Here is a 14,300-nt window from a genome sequence, read left to right on the forward strand (position 1 = left end):
CTATTCAATTATGTCGTCATTGTCTGCTTTCCTACTGAAGATGCTGTGCCATGTCTGTTCAAAAAATCGTCCCGTGCGTCGGAAGAGATTCGATTGGATGTAACCATCCCGACTGATTTGCATTCCTTGTTTATAATAATCCCAGCGGTAACTGCTGTCCGCCGCATCGAATATCCATACCTTGCCATGCCATTTACCGTCTTTCATCTTTCCTTGTAGTAGCAGCTTGCCTTGCTCGTCATAATGTCTGGCTTTGCCGTCTTGTTGTCCTTTTTTCCAATGCTCTTCTTTCGCTAGACGATGGTTCGGACGCCATTCTTTCCAATTGCCATCAGCTAATCCTTTTTTATACGTTCCCTGCAACATAAGTTGTTTGTTGGGAGCATAGCGGTTATAGTTGCCGTGTAGCAGTTTTCCTGTATAACCTCCCTGTGTCTGTTGCACGCGTTGTGCCTGGTACCAGTGGTAGAGCCGTTGCGATCTTGCTTTTGCGGTTTTTGGTGTCACGGTAAATACCTCTTTTTCACCATTATCATGGTTAATGGTGATGCGGTTTTGTACCTGCTCCAACAGGTCCATTTCCGATTGCGCGTAGCTTCCCTGTAACGTTAGCAAAAAATAGGAAAGGAGAAGGCTATAGGAGATATACGGCTTCATTGCTTGGCTATGGTAAGGGTTTGGTAATCTGTTTTTATCTTAATATCAGTCGGATTTACGTTTATGAGTGTCACTCCGTCGATCTGTTCTTTTGGATGCATATAATACTGCCGGCCGTTGATCTGTATTAGGGCAATGCGCTGTCTTTGGCTTTCGTTTTCGATATAGCCCAGGTATTGTACATCCATGGCCGGTGCATAGGCTAAAGGATCGTAAGGTTCTTCGTATACCTGATATTCACCGTCGGATGTTGGTTCTTCTGAAACCAACTCCAATAGCTGGTCTTCTGCGGAAAAGGGCGAACGATACAAGGTGTCGTATTCCAGCGAATCTTTCCATCGGTAATAGGATAGGTCGCTTTCCACGACAGGCCTTACGACCAGCGTTGGCATATCCGTGTCGTCTCCGCCAACTTTGGCCAATATGGTGTAGATGACGTAGCCCCAGATACCGATCACGAGCGCCAGAAGGACATATGTCATGACCTTACTGTTCTTCATCTTTACGAATCTTCAGTGTTCGCTCTTCCTTGAACAATCCTACGCTGCCGTCATTCTCGGGCCGTACGCGCCAGGCATAGTCGCCTGTTTTCAATTCCAGCGTCAGTTGGTTGGTTAACACGACGGAGTCGGCTATCAGTTGTTCGGTTTTTTCAAAATCAGGACGTACCAGCTGCAAGCGGTAATATTTGGCGTCTTCGTGTGTTCCCCACCAAAAGGTGAGGACCGTATCGCTGGTTACAATACCATCAGCGGGAGCCAAAAGCTCCACATGCTCCTCTTCCAACGGGTATTCGACAAAATCAGCACATGAACAACAGATAAGGCTAATAAATGCACCAATAGCAACTTTCTTCATAATAACATTAGTTATGGAGTAAATATAGGGAAAATTGATAAATGTTGCGTCCGTTTTGTTTCTAAAATAGTAATATTAACAACTTTCTTAATAGTTTATAATTTATTTTATTGATATTTAGTTATTTGTTGTTTTTATTTGCACAACTATTTTCATGCTGGGTTGAATTGTATAAGTTTGATTGTTAACTAACTGAACAAAATGTAATGAAAATTAATCAATTGAGCTTAAATTAGGTAAGTAGAGAGCTTGCAGAAATAAATCCTATTTTACAGACTATTAGCCATGATAAATTGACAGCAGATTACTGATACTGAAAGTTAAATTATATGAATCTATTAAAACGATATAGCGTACATAACGAGTTAAAATTTTTACGGGGTATATTTTTATTTTTCCTTTTCGCAGGTATCTGTACAGTTAAAGCACAACGAATTTCGGATATGAGTGATCTTTTTGCTTCTCCGCAAACTACGGCTATTTTTAAATTAATTGAAGCGCCAGTGACCTATTATACTGGACAACCAAATATTTCAATCCCGATATATACAATTGAGGAAAAAGGTATATCTATTCCTGTCACAATCTCATTTAATACAAGTGGCATATATGTTACGGAAGAATCCACTGCTATAGGTATTGGAGCAAGGTTAGATTGGGGGGGAGCAATTGTAAGAAGCGCCAATGGCAGACCAGATGAACATGGTTTTTTTTCTGAACCTTATATGATCAACGAGTTAAAGCAAGAAATACCTAAAAATTATAATGCTTTTCAAACACCCTCAGCGGTATGTTACCCATACTGTAATATGTCATCAAGCATATTAGAATTCGTTAGGCGAGCAGAGATATATGATGTAGTAAAGAGTTACAACGATCCATATAAAACGGGTAACTCCGGTACGATAACGGATCTTAGACCTGATAATTTCTTTTATAATTTTTCTAATAAAAGTGGATTATTCCGTTTTAATCAATCAAACCGAAAATTCTTGACATTCCCCTTAGATGATATAAATATTAAACATTCTATTGGATCCTCATTTCGAATTCAAAAATTTGATATAACAACATCAGACGGAGTGATGTATACTTTCGGTGATGGAGCAGTTGAATTTACAAGTGAATTTGCAAACCCATTTGATCAAGCTTGGTTTATAAGAAGAGTCTCAAATGCAAACGGGAGTAGTGTTGAATTCGAATATCTTTCTAATCACTATATTAGGGCCAAAGAATTGAAAGAAGAGTATTGGGTTCCCTATCCGAACGGTGGATACAGTTCTTCAACTGGAGGAGAAGGTTATATAACAGAGGAAATGCTAATACAGCAAATAACTTTTAATAGTGGAAGGCTGGAATTTAAATACATTAGAGATAGACAAGATTTCAGTCTAACGGCCCCAAATTTTGCAAATGCTGGAATGCCTGCACCTAGACTTGATGAAATTTTGCTCTTTAACAAAGAGAACGAGCTCGTTAAATCTTTCAAATTTCATCAATCCTATTTCGTTGCAAATCAATCAAATGATCCGGTACTAGACAAACGACTAAAACTGGATTCGTTAAGTATTAAGGATATATCTAGTAAAGCCATCGAACGATATAAATTTCTTTATTATCAAGACGGTTCGCTGCCCACTAAACAAACGAAAGGGAGAGACCACTGGGGATATTATAATGGAGCGGACGATAACACCTCCCTTATCCCATCATCAAGTAAACCTCTAGCAGAAGGTTTCCGCCCCTTAAACTACTGGGGAGTTTATAACGATCGTGCTATTAATGAGCAGAAAAGTAAATGTTTTACAATAAAAAGTATTGTCTTTCCGACCGGGGCAAGACGAGAGTATGACTTTGAAAATCATGATGTACGGTGGTATGAAGAGTATAACGAGATGAAAGAACTTTCGAATGAAGGATACGATTTACATAGGGAGCAATTGATAGTGGGTGGAAGCACATTATCCCAATGTTCTCCTATTCCTGATTACATTAGTACAAACGGTGCGGAACGAATCATTTACTCAAATGAATTCGATGTGCTTGATTTTAACGATTTACCAATAGGTGATCCAAGTGTGCACATTCAAACAAATTACATTCATTCTGAAATAACAAATTCCGAACTTAATATGTGGGACTATCGTATTATTATTGGACTGCAGAAAAAGACAGAGAATACTTTTAATAATCATGTTGTACTCGCTAGCGTAGATCAATCTAATTTCACAAAAGACACGGAACTTAGAGCGAAATTACCTTTTCTGGTAGATGGAACTTATCGTATCTATGTTAGATTGTTAGCGCCCCCCCCATTTGTCATGGATCAATGGGATAGACAATATGATCATAATACTATTATCCGGCTAGCATACAGAAGAAAGAACTATGGAAATATACGTGTTGGTGGATTACGGATAAAAGAAATTACAGATTACGAAGGCGACTCTACATATTCAACCAATTTCGAATATGTGGTTAGTGACAATTATTCATCAGGAAACTTGGTTAATGCTCCTCAATATAAAGAATATATTTCCACTAAGCAACAAAATTCCGTTTCAGGAGGTTCCCCGATACCGTATCATGGTTATCGTATTTGTTCGGAACCTGTAATACCCCTTGCTAAAACTCAAGGGTCAAATGTTGGCTATACGAATGTTATTAAATCTAGGGTATCCGGAGAAGAGGTACTAAAGGAAGAATATTCCTTTAGTTTCAAGAAAAGCTTAAATTCTGGATATTATAAAGAATACTATCAGGAAATAGAACCTAGAATCTGGCAAAACGGAAAACTGAACACTATGACAATGTTTAAAGACAACATACCTATATACAAAGAAGTTTACGATTACTATGGGACAGAAAAAGAAACAGACAAGGGATTTGTTGAAGAAATTAACACAAATCTACTTGGGAATCTAGCAGGCTATGGTTATCAAACGAATACTTCCGATATAACGATTGGTCGTCGTGCGTTCAACGATTACACCGTTTTGTATCATGTAGACAATTACTCAAGAATAATCTCGCCTTATGAATCTAGTATTGTGGTTTCTCCTCCCATTAAAATTCCTTATTTCAAAATCTATACAGGGTTTGACAAGATAAAGAGTAAGAGAACTATAAATTATAGTCCGTCGGGCACTACCGAACAGTTAACTACATATTATTATGATAATTTGGATCACCTTCAACCTACCCGTATAGAAGTAATAAGTAGTGAAGGAAGTAAAAATATTACTCAGATAAGTTATCCAAATGACTATATAAATATTTCCGGTTTCATTGGTGATATGAAGGAGAAACACTTAATCGCTTATCCAATTGAACAAGTGAATTATAAGGAAGTGGGCACTGCTCGTACTATTCTATCGGGTAAACTCACAACTTATAAAACAGGGGGGAAGGGATTGCTAGACGAGATATTTTTGATTGAAACTGCAAATCCAATTGCGCTATCGACTTTCAAGTTCAGTAATCGTTCCGTAAACCAGCTTCCACCGATAGGTATTATGACGTCTTTTTCTCCTGACGAGCGTTATCATTCACGTTATACGTACAATTCGTATGATATAAAGGGCAATCCATTACAAGTTACAGAAGTCGACCATCCGCCTACTAGCTACCTCTGGTCGTATAATGGTCAATATCTTTTAGCAGAGATCAGGAATGCAAATCAATCTGATATTGCATACTCGGGTTTTGAGGATGAGGGAAAAGGAAACTGGACGTACAGCGGTTCAACCATTAGAGATGCGACGGCGCCAACGGGACGACTTGTTTATAGTTTACAAGGAGGTAGTATGGTGAAAGCGGGGCTTGCTCCGTCTCGTAAATACATTTTGACATATTGGGCAAAAGGTGCATCTGCCGCGAATATCAGCGGTGGCATAGCAATGAAAATGAATACAAAGGGGGGCTGGATACAGTATAGACGAGAGGTGACAGCGGTTTCCTCGGTAACGCTATCGGGCAATGTTTTGATTGACGATGTGCGTCTATATCCACTGGAAGCATCTATGTTCACGGCCACTTATATTCCCTTAGTAGGAATGACGAGTAAAAGCGATCCACGGGGCATCACGGAATACTATGAATACGACAGCTTCGGCCGGTTATCTACGGTAAAAGATTTTGAAGGGAATATACTGAAGACATACTGTTACAATTATGCCGGTCAGCAGGTTGACTGTTATACCGATCCGATAGTTTATAAAAATGTTCCGAAGAGCCAGATCTTTCAAAAGAACAACTGTACGGCGGGGCTAATCGGTAGTAATGTTACGTATACCGTTCCCGCAGAAGTGTATACCTCTATTATTTCCCAGGCAGATGCTGATCAGCAGGCGCTAGACGATATCGATGCGAACGGGCAGAGCTATGCCAATCAGCACGGTTCCTGCGTTTCCCCTGTTACGGCGCTGACCCTTCATAATAAAACCGGTCAGCAACTTTCAAATGCGTCGATCAGCCTCTGGCAGGGGACGGTGCTTGTGGGAACATATTCGTTTCCCCAGACTGTGGGTGGAAGTCAGATCTATTTCAATATTCCTGCAGGTACCTATCGCATAGATACGAATATCTCCACTGCAAACCCTACCCAGTATACTTTTCGCCTGCCCACCTTGGGCTTGACCAAAATTGGAAATTCGAGTTTTGGCCAGATCCAGCTTGTGGCAAATGGCATATTGCCGGTTGAACTGGAATTTAATTTTCATTAGATCGATATCATGAAACTATTCAATTTAATATATAGCATTGCCTTTTTTATGTTTTGTGGTTTCCTTGGAGAAGCTTACGGGCAGACGGACACAGTTGGTGCACATCTGCGTAACCAAAGCTATGAGATGCCGCAGCAGATGTTTTCGGTTCCTTCCGGACAGGGCATGCAACCTCTGGCAGCCAGTGCTCCGGTTATCAGCTATGGTTCCGCGCGAAGCATTGCCGTGAACCAGGAATTCAACTGGGCACCGTCCAACAGTGGAGGCGGTGCGGAATTTGGTGTAACGGTCGAGCAGACCCTTACGGGCTATTACAACCCGCTGAGTTCGATCTGCGCACCGGATGGTACGCTCTATATAGCCAATACTGGGTATCATTCTATCATGAAGCGAACCGCGGGTGGTGTTCAGACGGTATTTGCCGGCGGGAACAGCACCGCCTATGGCTACGTCAACGGCACAGGTACAGCCGCCCGCTTTCGCCATCCTAGCTTTGTGGTGCTCGATGCTTCGGGAAACATTTTTCTGACCGACCAGCAGAACCACCGTATACGGAAGATTACACCCTCGGGCGTAGTGACGACCTTTGCCGGCAGCGGCAATATCGGTTCGGCCAACGGTACGGGTACGGCGGCTTCATTCCATTATCCCATGGGTCTGGCTTTTGATGCTTCGGGAAACCTTTATGTTGCCGATGCCTACAACAACAAGATCCGCAAGATCACGCCTTCAGGCGTGGTAAGCGACTACGCCGGTAGCGGTGTCCAGGGTATGCAGGACGGAACTGCCGCGACGGCCAGCTTTTATCAGCCGAGGTCTATATATTTTGATGATAACGGGGACATGTACGTTGCCGACCGGCTTAACGACCTCCTGAGGAAGGTCAGCGGGGGTATGGTTACGACGGTAGCGGGGAACGGTACTACGGGTTTTGTTGACGGTCAGGGCGGTGCTGCGCGTTTCAACGGTATGGGGGATATGATTGTTAAGCGGGGGAATATATACTCGGTGGATATACACAACCATGCCCTGCGCTATGTGTCGCCTTTGGGGAATGTTATCACGATATCCACAAGCGGTCAGTTTACCACTCCTGTCAATATATGTGAAGATCCTGCAGGGAAGTTCTACATAACGGAGAATACCGCTAACCGTGTCAAGCGGGTCAACGTACAGCGTGCCTACAGCATCAGTCCCTCGCTTCCCGACGGTCTGATATTCGATGAGAGTACGGGGAGGATCAGTGGCAGACTGGGTTCCGTCCGGGCTTCACAGAGCTATACGGTCACCGCGCGCAACAACATGGGCAGCTCAACCTCAACGGTTACTTTCTCCGTGGCAACCGGAGACGGGCCGACCGTATCCTCGGACCAGAACTATATCCTGGAAACTATCCCGAGACAGGCCTACAGCAGCGTTTCGGCAATGGAGGACAAACCGGTAGGTTCGGTCAACAGGCGTGTCCAGTACTTCGACGGGCTGGGCCGTCCGCTCCAAAATGTCGAATGGCAGGGCAGCCCCTCAAAGAAGGATGTTGTACAGCATATCGAGTACGACGGTTTCGGCAGGGAGACCATCAAATATCTTCCCTACGCAGACGACACGAGCAAAAACGGGAGTTTTAAGGTCGACGGCAAGCTTAAGCAGCAATATTACTATAAAAACGCAGGTGCCATAACCGGCAAGACGACAGGATGGGATCCTTACATAAAAAAAACAGGTAACCCCTACGCCGTAACAGTGTTCGAGAACAGTCCCCTGAACCGGATAAAGGAACAGGGGGCTCCGGGAGAAGTCTGGCAGCCTGCAGCAGCCCGTACGCCGGATGTGGGCCGTACGGTGGTAACGGAGTATGGTACGAATACGGAAGATGATGTACGGCTGTGGCGACTGAATGGTTCGGGTGCCCTTGGCGGAAAGACCTATTATGCGCCCGGCCGGCTGTACAAAACGGTGATGAAAGACGAAAACTGGGATTCCGGTAACAAAGGCACCGTGGAGGAATACAGGGACTTTGAAGACCGGGTGGTACTGAAGCGTGTTTGGGAGAGTGAAAGCAACAAACTGGAGACGCAGTATGTCTACGATGATTTCGGTGACCTGCGGTATGTCATCCCGCCGGCAGTTACGACAGACACCCTGACGGTCAAAGCCGGTGATCCCGATTTCTGGAACTATGTGTACGCCTACCGTTACGACGGGCGCCGGCGTCTTATCGAAAAGAAGATCCCGGGCAGGGGCTGGGAGCATATTGTCTACAATAAGAACGACCAGCCGGTATTGACGCAGGACAGTGTACAACGGATTAAGCCTGTTCCGGAATGGAGCTACACGAAATACGACGCCTTTGGCCGTGTTACGGAGACGGGCATCTTCCGCAGGAACCTTTCCCGTTCGGCCCTGCAGGACACGCTGAACTTGGAGCAGGCGGATGCATCGAGGGCATTCTGGGAAACCAGGGGACATAACGCCCTTTCCTACGACAACAAAAGTTACCCCCGGGGAACTTCCACCAAGACGGTCCTTACGGTTAACTATTATGACGATTACGGCTTCAAGACCACAAATGTACTTCCTGCAAGTAGCGGCCTGAACAGCACGACCATGGTGAAGGGACTGCTTACGGGGGCGAAAGTCAGTAAGGACGACGGAAGCACGCCACTGCTTTCGGTAAACTATTATGACAAGAAAGCCCGTTTGATCGAGACGATCTCGAATAACCATCTGGGAGGAACTGACCGGATAACGAATACATACACTTTCCCGGGCGAGCTGCTGACCAGCAATCACGAGCACAAGGCTTCGCCTACAGGGACAGCAACGACCATATTGACAACGAACATATATGACCACGTAGGGCGTTTGGTGGAAACGAAGAAAAAGGTGGGTAGCCAGCCGGAGATCATCCAGAGCAGGCTGGCATATAACGGGATCGGGCAGCTGATAACGAAAGCCCTGCATGTTGTCGATGACGGGACGGATATAGCCGAAGATATGGTACTGGACGGGAGCGATGTGATAAACCCCCAGCAGACATATGAAAAGGTAGCGACGTCCAGTATTACATTAAAGCCGGGCTTCCATGCGCCGTTGGGTTCCAGTTTCCACGCCTCTATCGTGCCAGGAAATTCCCTGCAGACGATCCAATATACCTACAACCCGCGGGGATGGTTAAAGAGCGCCATTTCAAAGGACTTCGAGAGCGAGCTGTATTACGAGGACGGCTCGGTACCGCAGTACAACGGCAACATCTCCGAGCAGCACTGGAAACACGACGATGGTACTCCAAAATGGTCTACCTATGCCTACGACGGTCTCAACAGGTTGAAGGACGGCAACAGTGTAAACGGTGGTATGCATGAACAGCTGATCTATGACGATATGGGTAACATTACAAAGCTAACGCGCGATGGCACGGCGATCAACTATACATACACCGGTAACCGCCTGACCGCGCTGAGCGGTGGTCTGGGGGGCAGCTATCTTTATGATGCCAACGGCAATGTGACGAAAGACCGCATGGGTACGAGCCTTACCTACAACCACCTGAACCTGCCCAAAACGGCGAACAGAACGCAGTCGGGCGCTAACCCGGCGGTAGCTGTACAGTACCTCTATGATGCTGTGGGTACCAAGCTGCGCAAGACTTCTACCGTTGGTGGTACGGTCACGACGCGGGATTATGTTGGAGGTATCGAATACAGTAAAGTGGGCAATGCAGCGAGTGCAATTGAGATGATCCATACGGAGGAAGGCTACCTGCAGCGTAACGCGAGTAACAATACCTATACCTACCATTACAACCTCACGGATCATTTGGGCAACGTACGGGCTACTTTGCAGCAATCGACGGGTGAGGTTATCCAGAAGCATGACTATTATCCTTTCGGCAAGGCCAAAGCTCTTGTAACTTCGGGGATCAATAAGTACCTTTATAACGGAAAGGAAATACAGGATGAGTTAGGGGGACATTACGATTACGGCGCGAGGTTCTACGATGCGGAGATAGGAAGATGGAACGTCGTGGATCCGCTGGCGGAAGTGTATTCTTCGTATTCCCCTTATGCCTACGTTGAAAATAGTCCTATTAATTTTACAGATCCAACGGGTATGTATAAAGTGGATGCTAATGGCAACATTAGTATCACGGATCAAGATGAGATTGAAAAGTTTTTGGGATTTTTAAATTCTAATCCAAATGCTGGATTTAATGAGTCATCTGACCATATTCGCAATGCCGATAACGGTTTTAAGCTTGAGCTGGATGAAGTAATTGTTACCGGGCGAAGTGCATTTGAAAGTGGAGGATGGCTTGGAGGCGCAGAAGGGCAGGCTTCTGATGCTATGAGTAGGATGGCGAATGCAACTGGCATATATTGGCAGGAAGGAGGACGGCATAACATGTTGTCCAATCCCGAGAATGTGACCAGGTTGGAAATGCCTTGGTATGTGGCCGGCCGGGGAGGCCCGAACGCTCTTGGTGGCGTAGCAAAAGGTTTAGGAAAATGGTTACAAGGAGGAAAGACGTTTAATCAGTATAAGAGGCTACAGGGAGGCACCCAAACTTTAAGAGAGATTTCAACTTCAACAGGAATACAAAGAATAAGTACTGAGTTCCATCATGTTTTCATCACCCAACGAATGCAAAAAATGTATAATATTCCAAATTGGTTGGTAAATAATAGATTAAATGTATGGAAACTCAATACGGTACAACATTCGTTAATTGATTCCTACCGTTATAGGTTTTTAAGGCAAGGTTTTAAATCAGATGTTAGTTGGTTCGGTAAATATAATTGGTTCACTAAATTTTAGAAATTAATGGGCATATTTAATTTTTTTAAAAGAACGAAGATAGAAGAATGGGAGCTTCTTTTGCTTAAGAACGTGATAACTAACCTTCCTAAAGAGTATTTAAAACTAATTAACCAAATAGATGATGGGTTGTTTAGGAACGTTTTACTGGATGCGAGCGATATACCTGGGTATGTGTCTTTTGGTTTCAATTTTAATGTTTATAAAAAATATTGCAATGAAAACGAAAAGAGTTATAAACTAACAAGCATTAAGGTATATGATAACCGTACATCGACCTTTTTAAATTATGCTGTTTATGTTTCAAGTGGTGTAATAAATGGTTATTCATTAGAAAGAGACAAAAAGTCTAAAATTGACGTCAGTAGAATTGATGTGTCCGGTTTCAGGAAAGAAATAATCGGAGAATCGGATTATAGCCGAATTGTAAATATTCTTAATGAAGAAGAAAGGAAAGTTTTAACGTCCTCAGAAGTTTATTCTGTCTTTGTAAAGAACAAGGAATACTTTCATATTAAAGATTTAGAAGATGGCGACTTTATTGGGATAGATAAGAAGAAATTTGTCTACAAAATCACGCATGATCCGTTGGAAGTAGTCTTACTCAATCAAACAATAATAGATGTTTTTAAACAGCCATCAAAATAGTGGTAATGTGTAAGTTTTTACCTCTTTCTGATTTCTTCCAAAATCTACGAGGGGTCAGTTTTACTTCAAAGAAACCTGTTATGTTTTCTAACTATAAAAAAGGCTGAAAGTTAGCTGTCGAAAAACATGCCTAATTGGCAAGAACTTTTTTAATGGTGTTGAAATGATGTTGAAGAAATTTTTTGGGTATTTTTCCGTTAAATCTATTCCTTTTTTAGATTATAGTTTTCTGATGGATTTTCAGACCGAAAATGTATATTGTTCATATATAGACCTTGAGCCGATTTCGGGCGTGGCGGGAACAGTTTTATTAAGCGTATACTCTTCAGGCACAAGCGATGAAAAGCTTTTTGGTGATATTATTTGCTATCAGTTCAGCAAAAGTGGCATGAATAAGTTTGTTGTGGATCACATAGAAGATATTGAGATAGATGGGAAAGATCTTCCATCTTTCAAATATATATCGGATAATGGAACAGCGTTCTATTTGTCAGGAGGACGATATCTACTTATGTATGCAAACAAAGTTCAAAACCGTAACTTAATAAACCATTTAAATTATTTTTTTATTCATAGTGCCATCCATATACGGTTTAAAATCGTTTTAGAATACTATAAGCGTGAATATGGTCTGTTTGGGGAAGATCGAGATAAGTTGTACGATATCATGTTTCAAATTATGAGTCAAGATAAAGTTACCAAGAGATTTTCTAAAGAAGAAAAGAGTGAACTTGTAGAAGAGTACCTTAGTATAGAAAGTACGACACCGCCTTTTAAAGATATGCCAGAAAAGAAGAGAGAAAAAGTCACTTAATAGTTTTTTGTTAATAAGCCCAATCTCCATTTTAGGTCGAGCTTTTTTATTTTAGTATCGCCTGCATCTTGTTCTTGGCGAGGAATGCATCGAGCAAGGCGAAGACATGCTGCTTTTCACCTTCTTCGAGTTGTTCGATATCCTGTATCCTTTCCACTGTCCGGCGGTCGAAGGCTGCGCTGCTGGACTCACCAGCAAGGTAGTCGAGCGTTACGTCCAGTGCCGAAGCGATTTTCTTGGCCGCCTCGATGGAGGGTACGGCCTCACCGCGCTCGTACTTACCGATCATGCCCCCCTCGATATGCTGCTTTTTGACTAGGTGGTTTGTTGTAACAGACGAACTTTCCAACCGTAGATATCGCTTGCACAGTCCGCTGAAAACATTATCTTTGGGTCAGTAAAGTTCTTTGAGAAAACCGTCTTGAGAATGCTACGGAATTGGCGGAACAGTAGAAAATTTGCGGAAGGCAATACGATTACGGCGCGAGGTTCTACGATGCGGAGATAGGAAGGTGGAACGTTGTGGATCCGCTGGCGGAACAGGATAGGGCATGGTCTCCTTATAACTATGCCCGGAATAATCCGATAAGGTACATCGATCCTGATGGGATGTTTTGGGGGGATTTCCTTGATGAGAAGGGTAAGCTTATCGGTACTGACGGTATAGACGATGGTAAAATTTATGTTGTGAAAACAACCCAGACTGACTTTGATAGTGGTGTTCCATCTGCTGGGATCTCAAAATCTGATTCAAAAGCCACTGTTGATTTTATTAAGAAAAACTCTGGTAATACCGAGGCTTTCCAAAACAACTCGATTGCTTATGATAATAGTGTGGAAATCATTGGGGACGCTAGCGTTCGTCAAGGAATGGTCGATATTGTAAATAAGGATAGCGGCAAAGGAGGAACATCTGCTGCTAATAATAGAGAGTATGGAGGTGTCGTTAGGGACGGAAAAATTATAGAATCTCCAATGGGGCCAGTCGGTAATCCTAAAACAGACCTGAGCGCTTCGGTCACTCATCCGAGTGTGCGAGCTGGCGATATAACGTTTCATAGTCATCCAAGCGGTCAGATTGTTGAGGGACCTGGTTCTTCAACGATAGGAGGAAGCACTACAACCTATCAATGGGGAAGAGCACCATCAGGCCATGATATAAGGGGAGCAGGAGGAAACGAGTATGTGTTTTCTCGCGGAAACGGTACGGTTTATATATATAACAGGTCTGGAGTTGTTGTCACAATCCCCCAAGCTAGGTTTGTAACCCCTAAAAAATAGAATGAGATGAAACAAACCATTGTCATAATCACCTTTGTCTTTTGTAATATGTTTTGTCGTGCTCAAGTCACGAATGAATTGACAGCTTTGCTTTCTTTGAGTATTGAAAAGCATCTTTCCTCAAAAGAACAACTTGTCAAAGAAGGGGTGCTTATCAGAAGCTACTTGGATAAAATTGTCTTTTTGAAGGATAACTTTCCTAGTGACTTTTCTTTCGTATCCAAAGACGGGTACAAGGTGTCCTTCTTTGATGAATCGCAATATCGGAAATCTGAGCTAAGGAAAGGTGTAAGAACTTTTAGAGTGTCTTCTATTGTTTTAAATAATGACTTACTAAAAGTTACGATAGTGGACGGCATATTATCAAAGAGAGGGGGAAATATTACTTTGACTGGGGGCGAAAGTTCAACTTATCAGTATACCTATCGGTGTGACAAAAAACGATGGGAGGCATTATAGTCCTTGTAAAGTAACAAAGGCCCAATCTTTATCGGATTGGGCTT

The 14,300-nt window shown here is 43.1% G+C and carries 10 protein-coding genes; 6 read left to right on the forward strand and 4 right to left on the reverse strand.

What is annotated here, in order from left to right; all coding sequences use genetic code 11:
- Genes FXV77_RS10425 through FXV77_RS10435 form a run of 3 tightly spaced genes read right to left on the reverse strand, consistent with a single transcriptional unit; the run spans nt 1 to nt 1,515 of the window.
- Entirely contained in the window at nt 1-657 is a 657-nt protein-coding gene (locus FXV77_RS10425; protein WP_148919166.1) for a toxin-antitoxin system YwqK family antitoxin, read from the reverse strand.
- On the reverse strand, nt 654-1,157 hold the full coding sequence (locus FXV77_RS10430; protein WP_148919167.1) for a hypothetical protein: 504 nt from the start codon (nt 1,155-1,157) through the stop codon (nt 654-656). Before FXV77_RS10430 ends, FXV77_RS10425 begins: the two co-directional genes overlap by 4 nt.
- Nucleotides 1,144-1,515 carry a hypothetical protein gene (locus FXV77_RS10435; protein WP_148919168.1) on the reverse strand — a complete coding sequence of 124 codons (372 nt, stop codon included), beginning with the start codon at nt 1,513-1,515 and terminating at the stop codon, nt 1,144-1,146. The genes FXV77_RS10430 and FXV77_RS10435 overlap by 14 nt, the downstream gene beginning before the upstream one ends.
- Before the next feature lie 329 nt (nt 1,516-1,844).
- Between FXV77_RS10435 and FXV77_RS10440 the strand changes: the two genes are divergently transcribed.
- From FXV77_RS10440 to FXV77_RS10455, 4 genes are all read left to right on the forward strand, one after another.
- Nucleotides 1,845-6,239 carry a DUF5977 domain-containing protein gene (locus tag FXV77_RS10440; protein WP_148919169.1) on the forward strand — a complete coding sequence of 1,465 codons (4,395 nt, stop codon included), beginning with the start codon at nt 1,845-1,847 and terminating at the stop codon, nt 6,237-6,239.
- A 9-nt stretch (nt 6,240-6,248) separates the two neighbouring features.
- Nucleotides 6,249-11,054 carry a DUF6443 domain-containing protein gene (locus FXV77_RS10445; protein ID WP_148919170.1) on the forward strand — a complete coding sequence of 1,602 codons (4,806 nt, stop codon included), beginning with the start codon at nt 6,249-6,251 and terminating at the stop codon, nt 11,052-11,054.
- Nucleotides 11,055-11,060: 6 nt separating this feature from the next.
- Nucleotides 11,061-11,702, forward strand: coding sequence for a hypothetical protein (locus tag FXV77_RS10450; RefSeq protein WP_148919171.1), 642 nt, complete (start codon nt 11,061-11,063; stop codon nt 11,700-11,702).
- A 163-nt stretch (nt 11,703-11,865) separates the two neighbouring features.
- Nucleotides 11,866-12,516 carry a hypothetical protein gene (locus FXV77_RS10455; protein WP_148919172.1) on the forward strand — a complete coding sequence of 217 codons (651 nt, stop codon included), beginning with the start codon at nt 11,866-11,868 and terminating at the stop codon, nt 12,514-12,516.
- A gap of 46 nt (nt 12,517-12,562) precedes the next feature.
- On the opposite strand, the gene FXV77_RS10460 is transcribed toward FXV77_RS10455, so the two are convergent.
- Entirely contained in the window at nt 12,563-12,805 is a 243-nt protein-coding gene (locus FXV77_RS10460) for a helix-turn-helix domain-containing protein (protein WP_148919173.1), read from the reverse strand.
- Nucleotides 12,806-12,972: 167 nt separating this feature from the next.
- On the opposite strand from FXV77_RS10460, the gene FXV77_RS10465 reads away from it, so the two are divergent.
- Nucleotides 12,973-13,797: an RHS repeat-associated core domain-containing protein gene (locus FXV77_RS10465; protein WP_148919174.1), complete on the forward strand. Its 825-nt coding sequence runs from the start codon at nt 12,973-12,975 to the stop codon at nt 13,795-13,797.
- Nucleotides 13,798-13,803: 6 nt separating this feature from the next.
- Nucleotides 13,804-14,256 carry a hypothetical protein gene (locus FXV77_RS10470; RefSeq protein WP_148919175.1) on the forward strand — a complete coding sequence of 151 codons (453 nt, stop codon included), beginning with the start codon at nt 13,804-13,806 and terminating at the stop codon, nt 14,254-14,256.
- The last annotated feature ends 44 nt before the right edge of the window (nt 14,257-14,300 follow it).

The organism is Sphingobacterium phlebotomi (assembly GCF_008180195.1).
Classification (GTDB): Bacteria; Bacteroidota; Bacteroidia; order Sphingobacteriales; family Sphingobacteriaceae; genus Sphingobacterium; species Sphingobacterium phlebotomi.

What these genes read in the sequence shown, in the direction of transcription:
- FXV77_RS10425 (WP_148919166.1), bottom strand. Translation starts at nt 657, where the DNA reads ATGAAGCCGTATATCTCCTATAGCCTTCTCCTTTCCTATTTTTTGCTA.
- FXV77_RS10430 (WP_148919167.1), bottom strand. Translation starts at nt 1,157, where the DNA reads ATGAAGAACAGTAAGGTCATGACATATGTCCTTCTGGCGCTCGTGATC.
- FXV77_RS10435 (WP_148919168.1), bottom strand. Translation starts at nt 1,515, where the DNA reads ATGAAGAAAGTTGCTATTGGTGCATTTATTAGCCTTATCTGTTGTTCA.
- FXV77_RS10440 (WP_148919169.1), top strand. Translation starts at nt 1,845, where the DNA reads ATGAATCTATTAAAACGATATAGCGTACATAACGAGTTAAAATTTTTA.
- FXV77_RS10445 (WP_148919170.1), top strand. Translation starts at nt 6,249, where the DNA reads ATGAAACTATTCAATTTAATATATAGCATTGCCTTTTTTATGTTTTGT.
- FXV77_RS10450 (WP_148919171.1), top strand. Translation starts at nt 11,061, where the DNA reads ATGGGCATATTTAATTTTTTTAAAAGAACGAAGATAGAAGAATGGGAG.
- FXV77_RS10455 (WP_148919172.1), top strand. Translation starts at nt 11,866, where the DNA reads ATGATGTTGAAGAAATTTTTTGGGTATTTTTCCGTTAAATCTATTCCT.
- FXV77_RS10460 (WP_148919173.1), bottom strand. Translation starts at nt 12,805, where the DNA reads ATGATCGGTAAGTACGAGCGCGGTGAGGCCGTACCCTCCATCGAGGCG.
- FXV77_RS10470 (WP_148919175.1), top strand. Translation starts at nt 13,804, where the DNA reads ATGAAACAAACCATTGTCATAATCACCTTTGTCTTTTGTAATATGTTT.